We start from the raw sequence: 18,091 nt of genomic DNA on the forward strand, positions 1-18,091 counted from the left end.
CGTTCGTGCGTGGGCGAATCGTTCGTGCGTGGCGAACTGGAGGCGACGCGCTACGGAGACTCAAGTATCAAGTATGAGGAAGGCGTGGTTGCTTGGGCCATTGCCCGGTTCGGGGCCGGGTTCGGGTTCGAGTTCGAGTTCGGGAGCAGGAACCAACGAGAGCCGGCTGCGGTGTGCCGGGCGGCGGCGGCCCCTTGGTGAGGCGCCTCGTCGGACCTGCCGACCGTAGTGTCTTACGGGTGTCTTACGGTCCTCGCCCGAGACTCCGCAGCGCCGCGCGTCCTCCTACGGTGATCCGATGCGAACCCTTCGTACGATCGCCGTGGTCACCGCGCCACCGCTGCTGCTGGCCGCCGCCGGCCTGATGCACCCGGAGCATCTGACGGCGGCGACGGCCGGTCATTGGGCCGGCCTGCACATCGTCCTGCTGCCCGTCTTCCCCTTCCTCGTCCTCGGCCTGCTGATACCGCTGTGGGGCCGGCCGGGCCGCGACGTCGAGGGCGTCCTGACGGTCATCGTCTGGGTCAGCTGTGTCGGCTACGCCGCCTACTACACGGGGCTCGACGCCGTCGCCGGCATCTCCGCCGGCACGGTCGTCGAGCACGGCGTACACGGGGCAGCGCGGCCGCTGTTCACGACCGGTGACAAGTTGGGCCACTCCGGCGCGTACGCGCTGATCGTCGCCGCCGTAGCGGCTTCTGCGGTGCTCTGCCGGCGTCACGGGGCCCGGGTACTACCCGGTGCGGTCATCCTGTTGGCGGCGTGCTGGTCCTTCGTCGACAGCCACATCTTCTGGCCGCGAGGCGTCCTCACCATGCTTGCCTTCGCCATGGCCTTCGCGCTGTTGACGCTGGCGTCCCGTCCCGCCGCGGACGCTTCGCGGCTGGGGCGACTTGGTTCAACCGATCGGCGCGCTGGATGATCTGTTCCGAGAGGTTCCCGGTCCGTCGGGTTCTGCAGGGCCGTTTGAGACCATCTCGGCCATGGACGATGGACGCGGGGCCTATGAAGTCCGACGGTCCGAGGGTTCACACCCGGGTCTATCTCTTTGACCGTCTGGACTGATGGCTGTCACGTAGCGGACTGATGGCCGTCACGTAATAGTCGCGGCGCAGGGGGAAAATCCCAGCCGCCGTATCATGCGACCTGAAGAGACGAGCAGCCGTCGAGGGGGGGCCGACCGGAATGGTGGCAGCACGCATGGTGGTATCAGTGCTGGTCACGTGGGCCGCACTGATCGTGCTCCTGCTCGCGCCGGCAGCCCTGCCCGAGCCCTGGCAGTACTACATCTACTCACCAGCGAGCGTGGGACTGTGGATGCTGACCATGCTCCTCGCACCGGTAGTGGTCTGTGCCGTCAAGTGGCCATGGATCAAGTCGGGCGGCAGGTGAGCCCCGTCCTGCTCACGAGCCCGCGGACTACCCCGTGACGCCTGATCACAGCGACCGGACCGGACGAAGTCAGGCCCTCCAGGGCTCGTGTTGCGCTCCGTCGGGGGACAACCCCACCCGGTTTCGGGCCTTCCCGGAGTGTGCTGGAGTGCTCGCCGCCCAAGCGCGCGGGCATGGTGCACAACCCGTCGCGACGGACGCCGGCAATGCGCAGACCCAGTCGGCCCGGCACGCGCTCGCGACCAGCGGGGTCTTCTGGCCTGAAGGAGCAGGGCGTCACCCTGGTGATCACGCACCGGGACGCACTGCTGCTCGAAAAGTAGTAGCGCGTCATGGTCATCGTTAAGGTGGCCGCGTGGAGAAGGACGAACGGGTACGTCACAGCTCGTCGTTCGGCGCGGCGGCGACCGCATACGCCGAGCACCGCCCGGACTACGCGCAGGCCGCGGTGCGCTGGGCGCTTGAGCCCGCGTCGGGCCCGCGGGTGCTCGACCTCGGGGCCGGAACGGGCAAGCTCACCACCACGCTGGTCGCGCTGGGAGCTGACGTCGTCGCGGTCGAGCCCGACCCGGCGATGCTGACCGAGCTGCGCCGTGCACTGCCGACGGTCCGTGCCCTGCCCGGTAGCGCGGAGGCGATACCGCTGCCGGACGCGTCCGTCGATGCCGTGCTGGCCGGCAACGCCATGCACTGGTTCGACATGGCTGTCGCGGGGCCCGAGATCGCCAGGGTCCTCGCACCCGGTGGCATCCTGGCCGGCCTGTGGAACGTCATGGACGACCAGGTCGACTGGGTTGCCGGGCTCGCGCGGATCAGCGGGAACGCGGCCATCGGCCCGCGTGACACGCCTACCAGCTGGCGCGCTGAGACGGCAGGCGCACACCTTCCGAAGACCGGTGCGGCTGCCCGGTTCGGCTCGCCGACGCGAGCTGAGTTCCCGCACGGCCAGCGCCGCACCGCCGACTCCCTCGTCGCGACCATCGCGACGCGTGCGGGAATGCTGGTCATGCCGGAACAGGAACGTGAGGCCACGCTCGACCGGATCCGCGCATTCCTCGCGAGCAGAACGGAGACCGCCGACGGCGAGTTCACCCTCCCGATGCTGACCGCCGTACTGCGCGTGCGTCCGCTGTGAGAGCCATCGACCACTGGGCCGCCGCCGGAGGTAGCCGGTCCAACTGCTCGATGTGCGGTGGCCGAGTCTGTCCGTGTCCGTGTGCGCAGGCTGACCGTCCCTCCGTCCCTCCGTCCGTGCGACCCGCGGCGACGCCGCCCCACGCACGGACGGTCGGTCGGAACAGCTGACGAATCGGCCGGAGTTGGACGATTCAGTACGTGTGGGGCATGTCAGTGGATGACGTCGAAGACGTTCTTCTGCAGGCCGTTGGCGTACGCCTCGTGCTCGACGAGCTTCAGCTTCTGGGTGTCCTTGTCCGTGGCGCTGAACAGACGCTTTCCCGCGCCGAGCAGCAGCGGGAAGACGAGCAGGTGGTATCGGTCGATCAGGCCGGCGTCCGAAAGGGCCTGGTTCAGGGCGGCACTGCCGTGCACGATGATCGGGCCGCCCTGAGTCTCCTTCAACGCGGCGACCTCGTCGAGCGAGCGCAGAATCGTGGTGTCGCCCCAGTTCGAGACCAGGTCGGTCTCGGTGAGGGTGGTGGAGACGACGTACTTCGGCATCACCTTGTAGTCGGCGAAGTCCGCCATGTCGGGCCACACCGGACTGAATGCCTGGTAGCTGGTCCGGCCCAACAACATCGCGGTGGCTTCCTGCTGCTCACGGCCCTTGATCTCGAACGCTTCGGGGAGGAACGCGATGTCCTTGAACGTCCATCCCGAGTTGCGGTAGCCGGGCTCGCCACCCGGAGCTTCCACGACGCCGTCGAGGGAGATGAAGGCGGTGCTGATCAACGTACGCATCGAAGGTCCTCGGTGTCTCGTGTCCGGTTGTCGGCAGCTTCGGTCTGTGCGCCATCGGACCACACTCGCGGCCCGTAGTGCACCAACCACGATCTTCGACTGAGGATCGCGGGAAAAGTCATCGGTCCTCGACCAACCCTGCTTCGGGCATCGCATCGGGGCGGTCCCACACCTGCCTGACCACGCCTCCCTACCAGCCGCTCGGCACCAAGGACCGGCGTCTACCCGGCCTCTTGGGCCTGGCGTCGGGGCAGTACCTGTCCCCTTCCGTCGGCTTGCAGCCCATCCTTTGATCTTCGCAGGGAATCCCGGCGTTCAGGCCGGGCGGGAATGTGATCCTCGGTTCGGAGGCGCGAAGCGCCGGAGGTCACTGCGTTTGCGTGGTGACGGTCAGGCGGGGCGTTTCTGGTTGTCGATGTAGTCCTTGACGATGCTCAGCGGTGCGCCGCCGCAGGATGCTGCGAAGTAGGACGGGGACCAGAACACCGAGCCCGTCCCGATCTGGTTGATCCGGCCGGTGTACTCCGCGCGCAGGTAGCGGGAACTGACGCCCTTGAGGGAGTTGACGAGCTTGGACAGGGCGATTTTCGGCGGGTAGTGCACGAGCAGGTGGACGTGATCGCCTTCGCCGTTGAACTCCCGCAGCTGGGCGCCGAAGCTCTCGCACACGTCCCGCATGATCGTCTCGCAGCGCGTCAGCATCTCGTCGTTGAAGATCTCACGCCGGTACTTCGTGACGAACACCAAGTGTGCGTGGAGGTGGAAGACGACATGATTTCCTCGTCGGATATCGGGATCTGGTTCCCAGCGTGGTGACATATGCCAAGTGTAGTAGGATCACGTGAACTCGACCGGAGGGGGTGGGCTGGATGATCCGTGCGTACAAGTTCCTCCTGCGGCCCACCGTCCGCCAGCAGCAGGCGCTGGGCGAGATGCTGCGCGACCACTGCTCCCTCTACAACGGGGCCTTGCAGGAACGCCGCGACGCCTGGCGGCACCCGTCGAAGACCACCGTCGCGTACGGCATGCAGTCCGCTCAGCTCAAAGAGATCCGGGCGTTCGACCCGGAGCGTCAGGGCCGCTGGTCGTTCTCCTCGCAGCAGGCCACCCTGCGCCGCCTGGACAAGGCGTTCGCCGCGTTCTTCCGCCGGGTCAGGTCCGGGCAGACGCCCGGCTATCCGCGCTTTCGCGGCGTGAACTGGTTCGACACGGTGGACTTCCCGAAGGACGGCGACGGCTGCCGGTGGAATGCCACTCCGCACGATCCCGTCACCCGTGTCCGCTTCCAGGGCGTCGGGCATGTGAAGGTCAACCAGCACCGGCCGGTGGCCGGCCGGGTCAAGACCGTCTCCGTCAAGCGCGAGGGACGTCGGTGGTTCGTCGTACTGACCGCCGAGCAGGAGCAGCCCGAGCCGCTGCCCGCGACCGGCAGCATGGTCGGCATCGACCTGGGCATCGCCAACTTCCTCGCCGACTCCAACGGCGAGTTCGTACCCAACCCGCGCCACGGCCGCCGCGCGGCCGCCAAGCTTCAAGCCGCGCAGCAGGCGCTGTCCCGGTTCCCGCGCCGCAAGGCCACAGACCGCACTGCCAACCACCAGCGGGCGGTGGACAAGGTTGCCCGGCTCCACGGCAAGGTGCGGCGCCAGCGGCTCGACCACGCGCACAAGACCGCCCTTAGCCTGGTCCGCGCGCACGACGTCATCGCGCACGAAGACCTCCAGATCCGCAACATGAGCAGGGCCCCCGCACCGAAGCCCGACCCCGACCGGCCGGGCACCTTCCTGCCCAACGGGGCCGCCGCCAAGGCCGGGCTCAACACGTCGATCAACGATGCCGGTTGGGGGGTGTTTTTGACGATCCTGCACGCCAAGGCTGAAAGCGCCGGACGGGAAGTGATCGCCGTCAACCCCCGCAACACCTCCCGCACCTGCCCCGAATGCGGACACACCGCGAAGGAGAACCGGCCCACACAGGAAAAATTCCACTGCCTTGCCTGCGGCCACACCGCGCACGCCGACACAGTCGCAGCCACCAACGTTCTACGGGCCGGGCTGGTCCGTCGCAACGCCAACCCGGCATAGCGAGAAGCCCCCGGCTTCAGCCGGGGGAGGAGTCACGGTGACTCGTCTTCGGGGCATCCGGCCCCTGAGACATCACGTTGCGCTCACGGACGGGAGATGGCGTGTCTGGCGGAGGGGTGACGGTGACCGCTGCGGGAGGACGAGCACCCGACTTCGTGCCCAAATGGCTGCAGGTGCTGATCGTCGTCGTGGCCTTCGGTGTGTGGGCGGTGGTGGCCATGCGGCGGCGTAGCAAGCGTTGATCGGCGTCGGTCAGGGCGCGGGGTGGGGCAGAGTCTCGGGCCGTGGAAGCGCCTCACGGCGCCGGGACACACGAGACACCGGGCATTACGTCAGTCCCGGCTGGCGGACCACAGAACCCTCGGCGCCCACCTCTACCGGATCTTCCCCAAACTCGGAATCATCACCTGGGCCCAGCTACCGCACACCCTCTCGGGGGCATCTGACGAAGCCGCCTTGGAGGCCGGACTGGCACAGGCGGCCGCACTGAATTCCCTCGACCGATGCCGACCGTGTGCTGGTGTGTCAGGCCACCGAACCCCTCCAGGCCTCACCACGGTTCTGGGCCACCTCCGTGGTCGCTCACCGTGCGTGTCGGCCAACGTCACTTGGCAGTGGCGCGCTGATGGCCAGGTCTTTGTCGAGCTTGGCAGTCAGTTCCATGGCAAGCGAGGGAACCCGGGAGGCGGCCCATTGCTTGGCGAGGGAGAGGAAGCCGCGCAATTCGTCCCGCACGGTGTGCTGGGCTTGATCCGCTTTGACGGACATCCGAGATCAGGGGTTCAGCCCCGGGAGGATGTCCATCATGGAGAGCATGGGGAAGAAGAAGCCTCGCCCTCGTCGCTCGTTCACGCCGGAGTTCAAGGCGGAGATCGTCGAGCTGTGTCGACGCGGTGACCGCTCGGTCGGTCAGATCGCCAAGGACTTCGATCTGACCGAGACCGCGGTGCGTGACTGGGTGAAGCAGGCCGAGGTCGATGCGGGCGAGCGGGACGGCCTGACCAGCAGCGAACGTGAGGAACTGGCCGCACTGCGGCGGGAGAACCGCCGTCTGCGTGAGGACGTCGACATCCTCAAGCGGGCCACGGCTTTCTTCGCGAAGGAGACCCGGTGACGGTGCACCCGTTCATCGAGGCGGAGAAGCGTGCAGGTCACAGCGTCAAACGAGCGTGTGAGCTGCTGAAGGTCTCCAGGACCGCCTTCTATGCCCGCCGCGCTGCCAAGCCTGGTCCCCGCGCGGTCCGTGACGCCGAGCTGGCGGAACAGATCGCCGACGTCCATACGAGATCGCGGGGAACCTACGGCGCCCCGCGCGTCCATGCCGTGCTCAAGCGGGCAGGCGCCGGATGTGGCCGCCGACGTGTCGCGCGGCTGATGCGGGCTGCCGGCCTGCAGGGCCGACACCGCAGACGACGGCACCTGACGACGATCCCCGATCCACGAGTTGCCCTGCGGCCCGATCTCGTCGTCCGGGACTTCCAGCCCGACCCCGCCGGCCTGGATGCCCGCTGGTGCGGCGACATCACCTACATCGCCACGGAGGAGGGCTGGCTCTATCTGGCCACCGTCATCGACATCGCCTCCCGTCGCGTGGTCGGCTGGGCGACAGCCGACCACCTGCGGACCGATCTGGTCGCCGATGCCCTCACGGCCGCCTGCCGCAAGCGCCGTCCCACCCGGCCGGTGATCTTTCACTCGGATCGTGGCTGTCAGTACACGAGCCAGCAATTCGCCGCGCTGGCAGACCAGTTGGGGGTGCGTCTGTCGGTCGGCCGCACCGGACAATGCTGGGACAACGCACTCGCCGAGTCGTTCTTCGCCACCGTCAAAGGGAGCTGCTCGACGCCGTCTCCTGGCCCAGCCGGGCCGCCGCCCGCACCGCGATCTTCGATTTCATCGAGGGCTGGTACAACTTGCACCGTCTGCACAGCAGCCTCGGCTATCGCAGTCCCGCCGAATACGAGACCGCACTCGCAGCCTGACCACCACACCGATGGTGTCCGTCAAAGCGGAACAAGCTCAGTGCAGGGTCTCCGCCAGGTCACTTACGGGGATCTCGATGGGGCGCGTGGCAGGTGCCTCTGCCAGGTCTGCACCGTCGGGCCACAGCCGGATCACCGGACCGACATGCTCGATCCTCGGTGAGGGGTCGTGGCCGAGCCACGGTGTACTTCCCTTCAGGACGTCGAGCCACTCGCGCCAGTCCTCCAAGCCGAAGCAACATCCCGGGCTCACTGTGACATCGAGGTCGGTGTGGTGGAGGCGCAGACCGCCTGGTGCGATGACTCTGTCCGCTGCCAGCAGGCGATGAATCTGTTCGGCGGCATCTGTCACTGGACGATCGTCCGCGGACGTGGGGGAGTTGTAGACGGCCAGGGTCGCCATCGCTGTACCGACTTCGGGCGGGGACATGCTGTGGGACAGAGCCAGGAGTCGGTAAGAAGGTAGGTCGGCCACCGGCCAAAGAGAGAAGGCAGCGGTGTCCACGGTTTCCAGTACGGCATCCACGATCAGCACTGCTTCAGTGTCGCCTCACGTGGCCTCGGTCGCCTGACTGTTCGACGTACGGATCCTGTCGGCAGTTCCAGCACCCGCTTGAATCACGCTGTCTGCTCGCGCCCGAGACTCACCCTCGTCGGAGTCTCGCGTGGCTGAGTTCGCTGGTCCGCACGACGTTTCAGCTACGGCTCGGAGCCGGGGTTTCCCCGGTAGCGGTGCTCGCTGGATTCGTCAGGATCGAGCTCGCGACCACATCGAAGAGGTGATCGGCGCGCGGGGCGAGCGAGGGTTGATCGCCGATCCACGCCAGCGCCGCTATCAGCGCGAACAGATCGGTGCCGTCGATGTCGGTCCGCGCTGTGCCCGCGGCCTGGGCACGGGCGAGGAGCCGCGCACCAGCCGCACGAAGGGTGACGCATGAAGCGTGGAGTGCGGAGTCGGTGTCCTCGATCGCGGCTGCCATCAGCACCGTCACGCCCCGATACTCCGTCGTCCACGCGACGCAGTCGCGTAGCCACGAAACGAGAGCATCTGCCGGCGAGTTCGACGTCTCGAGCTCGCCTGCCTTCGCCGTCAGCTCGCCGAAGCTCGTGTGGAGCAAGGCCTCGAGCAGCGCCTCGCGCGTCGGAAAGTGACGCAGCAGCGTCGCGAGCCCTACGTCGGCCCTGCGCGCGATGTCACGCAGTGATACGTCGACGCCTTGCTCGGTGATGGCGGTGCCCGCTACGGCGAGCACGTGGTCGCGGTTCTTCTTGGCGTCGGCCCGCATCTGCCCCTCTTGACTATCCGGATCAGTGGTCCATATATTCGGATCAGCGATCCACTTATGTGGAGCGCTGATCCGAATAACCCTATCCCGCAGCGCGGGCAGGAGAAAACGATGCCGACACACACAATGAGGGCGGTCCGGCTCCATGAGCACGGCGGCCCCGAAGTTCTGCGTTACGACGATGTGCCGATCCCCGAGCCGGGGCCGGGTGAGGTGCTTGTTCGCGTCCACGCGGTCGGCGTCAATCCTCCGGACTGGTACCTGCGCGACGGGATGACCAGGATGCCCGGGGAGACGGAATCGACGGTCAGCCTGCCGGTGATTCCAGGGACGGACGTGTCGGGCGTCGTCGAGGCCGTCGCCGCGGACGTGGACGGTCTCGCCGTAGGTGATGAAGTCTTCGGTCTACTGCGTTTTCCCAGCTTCGACGGCAGCGCATACGCCGAGTACGTGGCCGCGCCTGCGTCGGACCTCGCACGCAAGCCGGCCCGCATCGACCATGTACAGGCCGCCGGGGCGCCGATGGCCGGACTGACGGCGTGGCAGTTCCTGATCGAGGTCGGACACGATCACCCCTCGCCCTTCCAGAAGGCGCGGCATCGCCCGACGGCACTCGGCGCCGACACGACCGTGCTCATCAACGGTGCCGCGGGCGGCGTGGGGCACTTCGCGCTACAGCTGGCGAAGTGGAAGGGCGCACGCGTTATCGCCGTGGCATCGGGCGCGCATGAATCGTTCCTGAACGAGCTCGGCGCCGATGAGTTCGTCGACTACACCAAGAACCGCCCTGAGGAACTCGTGCACGACATCGACCTTGTTCTCGACACCGTCGGTGGCCCCAACAGCAGGCGCTTCCTGCGCACGCTCAAGCGTGGCGGCTCCCAGTTCCCCGTGCTCCCCGGGGACTTCGACGAAGAAGAGACCGCGAAGCTGGGCGTCACGGTCTCGAGCGCACAGGTCCGCTCGAACGGCGCGCAGCTCGCCGAACTGGCACGCCTGCTCGACGCGGGCACGGTTCGCGTCGCGATCGACAGTACGTTCCCGCTCGCGGATGCCCGAGCAGCCCACGAACGCGCGGCCCGAGGACATGTCCAAGGCAAGATCGTGCTCACGGTCGCTTAGGGCTCAGTGTGATTTAACGTCTGCGGGTTCGGGAGTGTCGGCGGGTGGGCTGATGGTGTAGTTCCACTGGCCGTGGGTTTCGTGACGGGTCAGCGGGAGGGCCTTCATGGCCTTGTCGCTGATCTTGATGCCTGTGGGGTAGACACCGGTGTCCAGGGCCGCGGACACGGTCAGGCCGGTCTCGGTCGTCGTCGCACCGATCAGGGAAACGGCGGCCTCGTGGCTGGTCAGTGGTGTCCCGCGCCAGTTCATGGTGATTGCGGAGAACAGCCGGTGCTCTATGCGATTCCACTTCGAAGTACCCGGCGGCAGGTGCAGCACGGTGATCGACAGGCCGGTCTCGGCGGCGAGGGCAGCCAGCCCGGTCTTCCAGGCCCGTAGTCGGCTGCCGTTGGATCCGCCGCTGTCCGCGGTGATCGTCAGTGTCGTGGCCTGCGGATATGCGGCCCGGCCGACGTTGTTCCACCAGGTCCGCAGGGTGTTCACGGCGAACGCGGCGGTGTCGTGATCCATGCCGACGCTGACCCAGCCGGCGTTGGCGCCGATGTCGTAGACGCCGTAGGGGATGGCTTTGCCGGCCGGTCCGGGGAAGTCGTGGACGTTGACCTTCACCGGGTCCCCAGGCGGTCGCCATTCCTTGCCGACGTTCTTGAAGTTCCCGATCAGTTCCTTTTTCTTGCAGTCCACGGACACGACGGGCTGTCCGGCAGCGAGGGCCGCCCTGACCTGATCGTTGAGGTAGCGGAACTGGGCGTCGCGGTCGGGGTGCTGCTTGCCCTCGACGGTTTTGGCGTTGCCCTGCAAGGAGTAGCCGGCCTCGTGCAGCAGTCGGGCCACGACGTTCTCGGTGCACCGGTGTCCCCGATTGACCAGCTCGGCAACCAGGTGCGACAGCGATTTCGTGGTCCAGCGCAGCGGGTTCATCGGATCACCACGAGTCTCCGGCTCGACCAGGGCATCCAGGTCCACGGCCAGTTGCGGGTCCAGGACCTCGGCCCGTCTGCGGCCGCCTCCCGGCCCCCGGGACCGCCCGACCGCCAGCGGCTGCGGATCGTCCAGTTCCCCGCGGCCCCGTCGGATCGTGTCCTGGGACACCCCGGTCGCCTCACAGACGATCCGTGCACCGCCGCCACCCAGCTCACGAGCCTCGTTGCCGAGCCACAACCGTCGCTGCCGCTCGGTCAGGTGATCCCGGATCGCCTCGTAGCGCCGGGCCAGGGACTCCATATCGATCGGCATAGCAGGAAACGTACGCGCCGCGCGACTGATTCATAACTTGTTTCGCTACGAGCCCTTAGCGGCAAGCCGCTTCAGGGAGCGCCGGGGCCGGTTCAGGAGCGCGCCCGCCGCTTCCTGTTCAACTCCGGGCAGAGTTCCTCACCTGGCAGGGCAACCCACTGCCGATCCGGCGAGTCGTACTGGCCGTACTGACGGGATTCCTGCCAGGAGGCAGCGCATGCAGAGACAGCGCATGAACAGACAGCGACGCGCGTCCCGTTCGGGGCTGGCCGTCGTCCTTGCGGTCACCGGGGCGGTCGCCCTGCCCGCGGCCCGCGCGGTCGCCGACGATCGTGTGCCCGTCCCTCCCGTGGCGCCGAGGTTCCACGACGACTTCAACGGCGACGGATACGGCGACCTCGCGGTGGGCACGCCCTCCGCCACCGTCGCCGGGAAGTACAGAGCCGGTTACGTGGCCGTGCTGTACGGCTCGGCGAGCGGGCTGAAGACCTCCACGAAGCGGGTGTTCACGCAGAACAGTGCCGGGATACCGGGCACGGCCGAGGCCGGTGACGAGTTCGGCAGTGCGCTGACCAGCGCCGACCTGGACCGGGACGGCTTCGCGGACCTGGTCGTCGGGGTCGGTGGCGAGGACACCGGCGGCGGACTGAACTCCGGTGTGGTGGAGGTTCTTTGGGGCGGCGTCCGGGGACTGTCGTCCGGGACCGTGGCGCGGTCCGGCAGCGAGGGCGACCACCTCGGCGCGCAGGGGCGTCTCGCGGCCGGGGACGCGGACGGCGACGGCGCGATCGACCTGCTCACCGTCGTGAACCAGCACGATCTGTCGCTGACCGGCGGCCCCTTCACTCGTGGCGGCTCGGCCGCCGGCCGCCGGCAGGTGGTGAAGGACGCCTACGACAGCCATGTCATGGATCTGGCGGTCGGTGACATCAACGGCGACGGCGTCACCGACGTCGTGGCCGCCGAGAACGACGCCGACGAGTTCGACTCCCGCCGGATCGTGTACTGGTACGGCACCCACCAGGGGCTCACCCCGTACACGCTGGTCTACGACGTCGACGGCGCCGGGCTGATGGGCGGCGAGAACCTTGACGTCGGCGACGTGAACGCCGACGGCTACGACGACATCGTGGTGGGCCGGGCCGTCGACGGCTACGACAGCGACCTCGACACCTACCGCGCCAAGGGCGGCCGGATCACCTGGATCCCCGGCACCGCGGCTGGTCCCGACGGGGTCAGGGCGACCTTCTTCAGCCAGGCCACCCCCGGTGTCCCGGGAGGCGCCGAGAAGGGCGACCGTTTCGGCACCGACGTCCAGGTGGGAGACGTCGACGGCGACGGTTACGAGGACGTGGTCACGGGCCTGCCGGGGGAGGACAGGCACCGGGAGGACCTGGACCAGTCCAACATCGGCATGGTCGCGTATCTGCGCGGCACCGCGGACGGGCTGACCGCCGTCGGGGCCCGGGTGGTCTCCCAGGACTCCTGGGGTGCCATCCCGGGCGCCTCGGAACCGGGCGACGCCTTCGGTAGCGCCTTGCACCTCGGTGACAGCAACGGCGACGGCCGGGAGGACATGAGCGTCGGCGCGCCGGGGGAGAATTCCAGCTCCGGCTCTGTGTGGGGCTTCCGCTCGGAGGCGTACGTGGTGTCGGCCGGAAACACGATCATCTTCGGCAACAGCCTCCTCGGCACCAACAGGACCAAGGCGCGCCTGGGTTCGGGCTTCGCCTACTGACACCGCCGCCATCGTGGCCTGCCCGGCCGGAGATGCCGTAGCCGCCCTGACCAGCCGCGGCGGGCAGCGCCATCAACTCAGAGCCGCTCTCAGGGACTTGTGCACTGGATGCCGCCGGATGCCGCCTCCGCGAGCGGAAAAGTGGTTGTGCACGGTCGAGGCCATCAGGCTCTTTGCCCAATTCCCGCTATCTGCCAAGGAAGAGTCGGCGAGCTTGAGTGCGTAATCGCCCAGGCCCGCGGAGCCGATCTGCCCCTGCGCCCCTTCACGTGGGGGCGAAGACCGTACAGACCCACGAGCTGAGGGGGTGACGACCTCGGGCGTATGGTCTCGGGGGTGAGCGGCGCCGGCGGAAGCGAGACAGCCACCGATGGGCGACGGCAGGTTCCGCTCCGGCGTAACAAGGGCTTCCGGATGCTGTGGATCGGCCAGCTGCTGTCCGATACCGGCTCGCAGGTCGGCGGACTCGCGTATCCGCTGCTCATCCTGGCCCTGACTGACTCGGCAGTGCTCGCCGGTGTGGTGGGTACGGTGCGGGCGATTGTCCTGCTGTGCCTGCAACTGCCCGCCGGGGCGCTGTCGGACCGGTTCGACCGGCGGCTGACGATGATCATCTGCGACGTCGTGCGCGCCGTCCTCATGGCTGCGCTCGGCATCCTGATCGTGTGGGATCTCGCGTCCTGGCCGGTGGTCCTGGCCGTGAGTCTGATCGAGGGGGGTGCAGGTGCCATTTTCGTCCCGTCCGCCGCCGCCGCGTTGCCGGGAATCGTGCCGGACGGGCAGCTCGAGCAGGCGTGGGCCGCCACCGAAGCCCGGGCGTATGGTGCCGGTCTGGCCGGCCCGGCGCTCGGCGGGGTGCTGTTCGGGGTGGGCCGGGCTGTCCCGTTCCTGGTCGACGCCGTCTCCTTCGCGGTCTCGTTCGGCACGGTGAGCCGGATCCGCGGGCGGTTCCGGCCGGAGAACGCGGCCGGGCGCAAGTCGTTGTGGCGCGAGGTGGCCGATGGCCTGCAGCTTGTCTGGCAGGTGCCGATTCTGCGCGCGGCGGTGATCCAGACGCCCCTGGTGAACTTCGCCTTCAGCGGCGTGATCTTCAGCATCACTCTCACGATGCAACAACACGGAACCCCCACCGCGGTGATCGGCCTGGTGCAGGCAGCCATCGCGGCCGGCGGCCTGCTCGGCTCCGTGGTCGCACCCCGGCTGCAAGGGCGCATGCGCCTGGCAACCCTGGCCACCACGATCACCCTGGCCGGGGCCCTGCTGTTCGGCGCGGCGGCTCTCCTCGTCCCGTCACCGCTGGTGGCGGCGCCGGTCGCCCTGGCGCTGCTGCTCGCGCCGGCCGCCAACGGCGCGCTGGTTGCCGTAGTGCTTCGCAGCGCGCCCGAGGACATGCGCGGCCGAGTGATCAGCACCGTGGTGATGGCGGCCACCGCGCTGGCGACGCTGGCGCCACTGATCGCCGGTCTGATCATCCAGCACATATCCGGAGCCTGGGCGGTGGGTGCCTTCGCCACCACGACCGCCGCCGCGGCCGTGCTGTGCCTGATCCTGCCAGGCTTTCGGCATGCGGAGTCCCCGGGGGCCGCACCGGGCCGAGTGGCGTAACGAACGGGCCGCCCGGTGCCCAGCCTTCAGGGAGGGACTGAACCTGGATGCTCCAGCGAGGCCGGCCAAGCCCCGCTGGTGTAACTGGTGCGCCGGGACGGGAACCTCGAGCAGCGTGGCCTACCAGGGCCGGACTCAGCGCACCGGGAAGCCGAAGGAGTAGCCCTGCTCCTTGAGCCGGGGGAGGATCTGGCGGAGGGCCTCGACGGTCTGGGAGCGGTCGCCGCCCGCGTCGTGGAAGAGGAGCGTCGGCCCGTTGGGCAGCTCCCGCTCGACGGTGGCGACGATGGCGTCCGTGCCCGGCCGCTCGAAGTCCTTGGAGTCCACGTTCCAGCCCAGCGGGCGCATGCCGCGGGAGGCGGCCAGTTTGCGGCTGTAGGGAGTGAAAGCCCCGCCGGGTGCCCGGTAGTACATCGGCCGTACGCCCCCGGACGCCTCGGTGATCATGCGTTCGGCGTCGAGTATCTGCTGCGACTGGTAGGCCTGGGACTTGGCGTCCATCGTGGTGTCGTGCGACACCGAGTGGTCGCACAGCCGGTGCCCGGCGGCGACAACCTTCTTCACGAGATCCGGGTGGGCCTGCGCCTGCGTCCCCACCATGCAGAACGTGGCCTTCACCCCGTACTCCCGCAGCAGGTCCAGCATTTGCGGGGTCCACACGGGGTCGGGGCCGTCGTCGATCGTGATGTTGACGCCGCGCGCTCCCTTGTCCGAGGCGTGCACAATGGTCATCGCCACCGGCTTGGCGTCACCGCCCGGCCTGGCCGGGGTGGCAGCCCGAGGCGACGAGCCGCCGACGGCACCGGCCTGCGCGGTCCACGCCGACGCACCGGCGGCCAGCACCGTCACCCCGAGCGCCGCCCCGACCAGCTTGCCGTACCAGCCTCGCCCGCCACCGTGCCGTGCCATGTCCGCCCCACTTTCCCGCAGTTCCTCGCCGATCCCGGCCAACTGGCAGGACGAGAATCGGCGGTCACGGGATGCGTCCGTTACTGATCACGGACAATTCCGGGGGCGTTCGCGGACAACTCGGCGAGCAGCGGCCGGCCGGACGGGTGGTCCCGATCCCGCCTCCCCACGGTGGTCCGTCAGAGTGACGCGCCCGGCTGCGGTGGCGATCCACGAACGGGATTTCCAGCGGCGGTTCAGGTCGACAGGGACGATCGCGGTCATCGTGACGAGGTCTTCGTAACCCTTCCACGGTTCGACAACTGCACGTCAACGGCGACACCGCACGTGAAGGAAGCCGGCTGACGTCACCCGCCCGTCAGAACGTAAGAGCCGAAGGAGGTCAGCCCGAAGGGCCGTCCCCCTCCGTTGGCGGTCAGCTGGTCAGGGACTGCCACCGAGCTTCCTGCGCCGGGTCGATGCTGCTGCGCCACACCAGAGTCCCGCCGATCAGGCCGGGCTTGTCCCTCGTGGCCAATGCCGGGGCTTCGAGTGTGTCGGCAGCCTCTTCCAGATAGGTGACCAACGTGTCCAGTACCTCCTCGGAGGCGTCGTTGTAGCGGGACCAGGAGCCCAGTGGGCTTGATCCGCTTTGACGGACATCCGAGATCAGGGGTTCAGCCCCGGGAGGATGTCCATCATGGAGAGCATGGGGAAGAAGAAGCCTCGCCCTCGTCGCTCGTTCACGCCGGAGTTCAAGGCGGAGATCGTCGAGCTGTGTCGACGCGGTGACCGCTCGGTCGGTCAGATCGCCAAGGACTTCGATCTGACCGAGACCGCGGTGCGTGACTGGGTGAAGCAGGCCGAGGTCGATGCGGGCGAGCGGGACGGCCTGACCAGCAGCGAACGTGAGGAACTGGCCGCACTGCGGCGGGAGAACCGCCGTCTGCGTGAGGACGTCGACATCCTCAAGCGGGCCACGGCTTTCTTCGCGAAGGAGACCCGGTGACGGTGCACCCGTTCATCGAGGCGGAGAAGCGTGCAGGTCACAGCGTCAAACGAGCGTGTGAGCTGCTGAAGGTCTCCAGGACCGCCTTCTATGCCCGCCGCGCTGCCAAGCCTGGTCCCCGCGCGGTCCGTGACGCCGAGCTGGCGGAACAGATCGCCGACGTCCACACGAGATCGCGGGGAACCTACGGCGCCCCGCGCGTCCATGCCGTGCTCAAGCGGGCAGGCGCCGGATGTGGCCGCCGACGTGTCGCGCGGCTGATGCGGGCTGCCGGCCTGCAGGGCCGACACCGCAGACGACGGCACCTGACGACGATCCCCGATCCACGAGTTGCCCTGCGGCCCGATCTCGTCGTCCGGGACTTCCAGCCCGACCCCGCCGGCCTGGATGCCCGCTGGTGCGGCGACATCACCTACATCGCCACGGAGGAGGGCTGGCTCTATCTGGCCACCGTCATCGACATCGCCTCCCGTCGCGTGGTCGGCTGGGCGACAGCCGACCACCTGCGGACCGATCTGGTCGCCGATGCCCTCACGGCCGCCTGCCGCAAGCGCCGTCCCACCCGGCCGGTGATCTTTCACTCGGATCGTGGCTGTCAGTACACGAGCCAGCAATTCGCCGCGCTGGCAGACCAGTTGGGGGTGCGTCTGTCGGTCGGCCGCACCGGACAATGCTGGGACAACGCACTCGCCGAGTCGTTCTTCGCCACCGTCAAGGGAGCTGCTCGACGCCGTCTCCTGGCCCAGCCGGGCCGCCGCCCGCACCGCGATCTTCGATTTCATCGAGGGCTGGTACAACTTGCACCGTCTGCACAGCAGCCTCGGCTATCGCAGTCCCGCCGAATACGAGACCGCACTCGCAGCCTGACCACCACACCGATGGTGTCCGTCAAAGCGGAACAAGCTCACAGGTAGCCACTATCGGCATCCAGATACAGGCCCGAGGTGCTGTCGGTCGGGCCCCGGGCGACAATCGGAATCCGTGTTGCCTTCCACACGGTGAACTGCTCCTCTTCGGGGCGGCCGACGTTGAGCGGGTCCTGGTGGGCCTGGGCGTCCATCTTGAGCCGATAGCAGGCGCTCACCTCGTCAAAGCGCATCAGAGCCATGTTGCGCGGAAGGCATCCCCAGCCGTTGGCGCCGTCGTCACCCGCCGTCAACATCCACAGCGCGCGCAGTTCGACGGGTATCGGGATGCCGAGATCCTCTTCCAGAGCGGCGATGGCGGCGGGGCTGGCGCCGGCGCGGAGCGCGGCGTAGGAGTCGGGTGCGTTGTGCTTGAGCCAGCCGATGATGCGCCGCCAGGCATCAGCGACCTCTCGTACGGTGATCGCGTCGGCCACGGGGTCGCCAGGCTCGTCCTTGTCTCGGCTCTGCTCCTGCTCCTGGTGAGCAACGTCCGTGGAGGCCTCGGTGGTCGGGACCGCCTTCAGGAACCGGATCTCGATCCGGTCCGGCTCACGGATGTAGCCGACGGACAGGTCGGGGCAGTCCTCGAACATGTCGCCGTCGACCGTCACGTTCAAGATGCCGGGCACATTCGAGGGCTGGCCCATGTCAGGGTCGTCGGCCAGCTGGCCGGCCAGCGCCTTCAGCGCGTAGGGAGCGTCCGCACCCAACTGCGTGGCGATGGTGCGTACGTCCGGCTGGATCTCGACCTTCACAGCCTGGAGCTCCTTGCTGGTTGGACGGAGGACGGTGCCCCTCACGCAGTAGGCCCCGGCGTTCGCCGGCGGGTGTGGTGCGGGCATCTTGTCCTGCGGGGTTGGTCACGCGGTCGCGGTGCACAGTCAGGGCTCAAGTCCCTGACAAACGCTCTGCCTTGGC

The 18,091-nt window shown here is 68.2% G+C and carries 18 protein-coding genes and 3 pseudogenes; 13 read left to right on the forward strand and 8 right to left on the reverse strand.

Annotation, left to right across the window (positions count from 1 at the left end; genetic code table 11):
* Positions 1 to 298: 298 nt before the first annotated feature.
* From OG985_RS42920 to OG985_RS42930, 3 genes are all read left to right on the forward strand, one after another.
* The gene (locus tag OG985_RS42920) at positions 299 to 922 is read left to right on the forward strand and encodes a hypothetical protein (protein ID WP_371673833.1); all 624 of its coding nucleotides are present in this window, start codon (positions 299 to 301) and stop codon (positions 920 to 922) included.
* A gap of 278 nt (positions 923 to 1,200) precedes the next feature.
* Positions 1,201 to 1,392 carry a hypothetical protein gene (locus tag OG985_RS42925; RefSeq protein WP_371673834.1) on the forward strand — a complete coding sequence of 64 codons (192 nt, stop codon included), beginning with the start codon at positions 1,201 to 1,203 and terminating at the stop codon, positions 1,390 to 1,392.
* A 355-nt stretch (positions 1,393 to 1,747) separates the two neighbouring features.
* The gene (locus tag OG985_RS42930) at positions 1,748 to 2,527 is read left to right on the forward strand and encodes a class I SAM-dependent methyltransferase (RefSeq protein WP_371673835.1); all 780 of its coding nucleotides are present in this window, start codon (positions 1,748 to 1,750) and stop codon (positions 2,525 to 2,527) included.
* A 212-nt stretch (positions 2,528 to 2,739) separates the two neighbouring features.
* Here OG985_RS42930 and OG985_RS42935 read toward each other — a convergent pair whose 3' ends face one another.
* Positions 2,740 to 3,312, reverse strand: a complete 573-nt coding sequence (locus tag OG985_RS42935; RefSeq protein WP_371673837.1) for a dihydrofolate reductase family protein — start codon at positions 3,310 to 3,312, stop codon at positions 2,740 to 2,742.
* 390 nt (positions 3,313 to 3,702) lie between these two features.
* On the reverse strand, positions 3,703 to 4,131 hold the full coding sequence (gene tnpA / locus OG985_RS42940) for an IS200/IS605 family transposase (RefSeq protein ID WP_371673839.1): 429 nt from the start codon (positions 4,129 to 4,131) through the stop codon (positions 3,703 to 3,705).
* 50 nt (positions 4,132 to 4,181) lie between these two features.
* Here tnpA and OG985_RS42945 point away from each other — a divergent pair, with 50 nt between their 5' ends.
* The 4 genes and pseudogenes from OG985_RS42945 to OG985_RS42960 all read left to right on the forward strand — a co-directional run bounded on the left by OG985_RS42945 (position 4,182) and on the right by OG985_RS42960 (position 7,378).
* The gene (locus OG985_RS42945) at positions 4,182 to 5,396 is read left to right on the forward strand and encodes an RNA-guided endonuclease InsQ/TnpB family protein (protein WP_371673840.1); all 1,215 of its coding nucleotides are present in this window, start codon (positions 4,182 to 4,184) and stop codon (positions 5,394 to 5,396) included.
* An 805-nt stretch (positions 5,397 to 6,201) separates the two neighbouring features.
* The gene (locus tag OG985_RS42950; protein WP_053743648.1) at positions 6,202 to 6,510 is read left to right on the forward strand and encodes an IS3 family transposase; all 309 of its coding nucleotides are present in this window, start codon (positions 6,202 to 6,204) and stop codon (positions 6,508 to 6,510) included.
* A 2-nt stretch (positions 6,511 to 6,512) separates the two neighbouring features.
* A pseudogene (locus tag OG985_RS42955) lies at positions 6,513 to 7,175 on the forward strand (IS3 family transposase); the annotation flags it as partial.
* 5 nt (positions 7,176 to 7,180) lie between these two features.
* Positions 7,181 to 7,378: an IS3 family transposase gene (locus OG985_RS42960; protein WP_371666820.1), complete on the forward strand. Its 198-nt coding sequence runs from the start codon at positions 7,181 to 7,183 to the stop codon at positions 7,376 to 7,378.
* Positions 7,379 to 7,415: 37 nt separating this feature from the next.
* On the opposite strand, the gene OG985_RS42965 is transcribed toward OG985_RS42960, so the two are convergent.
* Positions 7,416 to 7,913: a hypothetical protein gene (locus tag OG985_RS42965; protein WP_371673841.1), complete on the reverse strand. Its 498-nt coding sequence runs from the start codon at positions 7,911 to 7,913 to the stop codon at positions 7,416 to 7,418.
* 160 nt (positions 7,914 to 8,073) lie between these two features.
* Positions 8,074 to 8,664, reverse strand: coding sequence for a TetR/AcrR family transcriptional regulator (locus OG985_RS42970; RefSeq protein ID WP_371673843.1), 591 nt, complete (start codon positions 8,662 to 8,664; stop codon positions 8,074 to 8,076).
* Positions 8,665 to 8,775: 111 nt separating this feature from the next.
* On the opposite strand from OG985_RS42970, the gene OG985_RS42975 reads away from it, so the two are divergent.
* Positions 8,776 to 9,786, forward strand: a complete 1,011-nt coding sequence (locus OG985_RS42975) for an NADP-dependent oxidoreductase (protein ID WP_371674671.1) — start codon at positions 8,776 to 8,778, stop codon at positions 9,784 to 9,786.
* Positions 9,787 to 9,831: 45 nt separating this feature from the next.
* On the opposite strand, the pseudogene OG985_RS42980 reads toward OG985_RS42975, so the two are convergent.
* Positions 9,832 to 11,025, reverse strand: a pseudogene (locus OG985_RS42980) (ISAzo13 family transposase); the annotation flags it as partial.
* A 217-nt stretch (positions 11,026 to 11,242) separates the two neighbouring features.
* Here OG985_RS42980 and OG985_RS42985 point away from each other — a divergent pair.
* Both OG985_RS42985 and OG985_RS42990 read left to right on the forward strand, forming a co-directional pair.
* Positions 11,243 to 12,763 carry an FG-GAP repeat domain-containing protein gene (locus tag OG985_RS42985; RefSeq protein ID WP_371673844.1) on the forward strand — a complete coding sequence of 507 codons (1,521 nt, stop codon included), beginning with the start codon at positions 11,243 to 11,245 and terminating at the stop codon, positions 12,761 to 12,763.
* Positions 12,764 to 13,099: 336 nt separating this feature from the next.
* A complete protein-coding gene (locus OG985_RS42990) occupies positions 13,100 to 14,368 on the forward strand; it encodes an MFS transporter (RefSeq protein WP_371673845.1) in 1,269 nt (422 codons plus the stop codon).
* Between the two features lie 135 nt (positions 14,369 to 14,503).
* Here OG985_RS42990 and OG985_RS42995 read toward each other — a convergent pair whose 3' ends face one another.
* Positions 14,504 to 15,277: a polysaccharide deacetylase family protein gene (locus OG985_RS42995; protein ID WP_371673846.1), complete on the reverse strand. Its 774-nt coding sequence runs from the start codon at positions 15,275 to 15,277 to the stop codon at positions 14,504 to 14,506.
* A gap of 415 nt (positions 15,278 to 15,692) precedes the next feature.
* A complete protein-coding gene (locus tag OG985_RS43000) occupies positions 15,693 to 15,842 on the reverse strand; it encodes a hypothetical protein (RefSeq protein WP_371673848.1) in 150 nt (49 codons plus the stop codon).
* Positions 15,843 to 15,956: 114 nt separating this feature from the next.
* Between OG985_RS43000 and OG985_RS43005 the strand changes: the two genes are divergently transcribed.
* The 3 genes and pseudogenes from OG985_RS43005 (at position 15,957) to OG985_RS43015 (ending at position 17,132) form a co-directional block, all read left to right on the forward strand.
* On the forward strand, positions 15,957 to 16,265 hold the full coding sequence (locus tag OG985_RS43005) for an IS3 family transposase (protein WP_053743648.1): 309 nt from the start codon (positions 15,957 to 15,959) through the stop codon (positions 16,263 to 16,265).
* A 2-nt stretch (positions 16,266 to 16,267) separates the two neighbouring features.
* Positions 16,268 to 16,969: pseudogene (locus tag OG985_RS43010) on the forward strand (IS3 family transposase); the annotation flags it as partial.
* Positions 16,854 to 17,132: an IS3 family transposase gene (locus tag OG985_RS43015; protein WP_371672302.1), complete on the forward strand. Its 279-nt coding sequence runs from the start codon at positions 16,854 to 16,856 to the stop codon at positions 17,130 to 17,132. The pseudogene OG985_RS43010 and the gene OG985_RS43015, both read left to right, overlap by 116 nt.
* A 37-nt stretch (positions 17,133 to 17,169) precedes the next feature.
* Here the strand turns inward: OG985_RS43015 and OG985_RS43020 are convergent, their stop codons facing one another.
* Positions 17,170 to 17,928, reverse strand: a complete 759-nt coding sequence (locus tag OG985_RS43020) for a hypothetical protein (protein ID WP_371673849.1) — start codon at positions 17,926 to 17,928, stop codon at positions 17,170 to 17,172.
* Positions 17,929 to 18,091 lie beyond the last annotated feature (163 nt).

The sequence above is a fragment of the Streptomyces sp. NBC_00289 genome, from assembly GCF_041435115.1.
GTDB lineage: Bacteria > Actinomycetota > Actinomycetes > Streptomycetales > Streptomycetaceae > Streptomyces.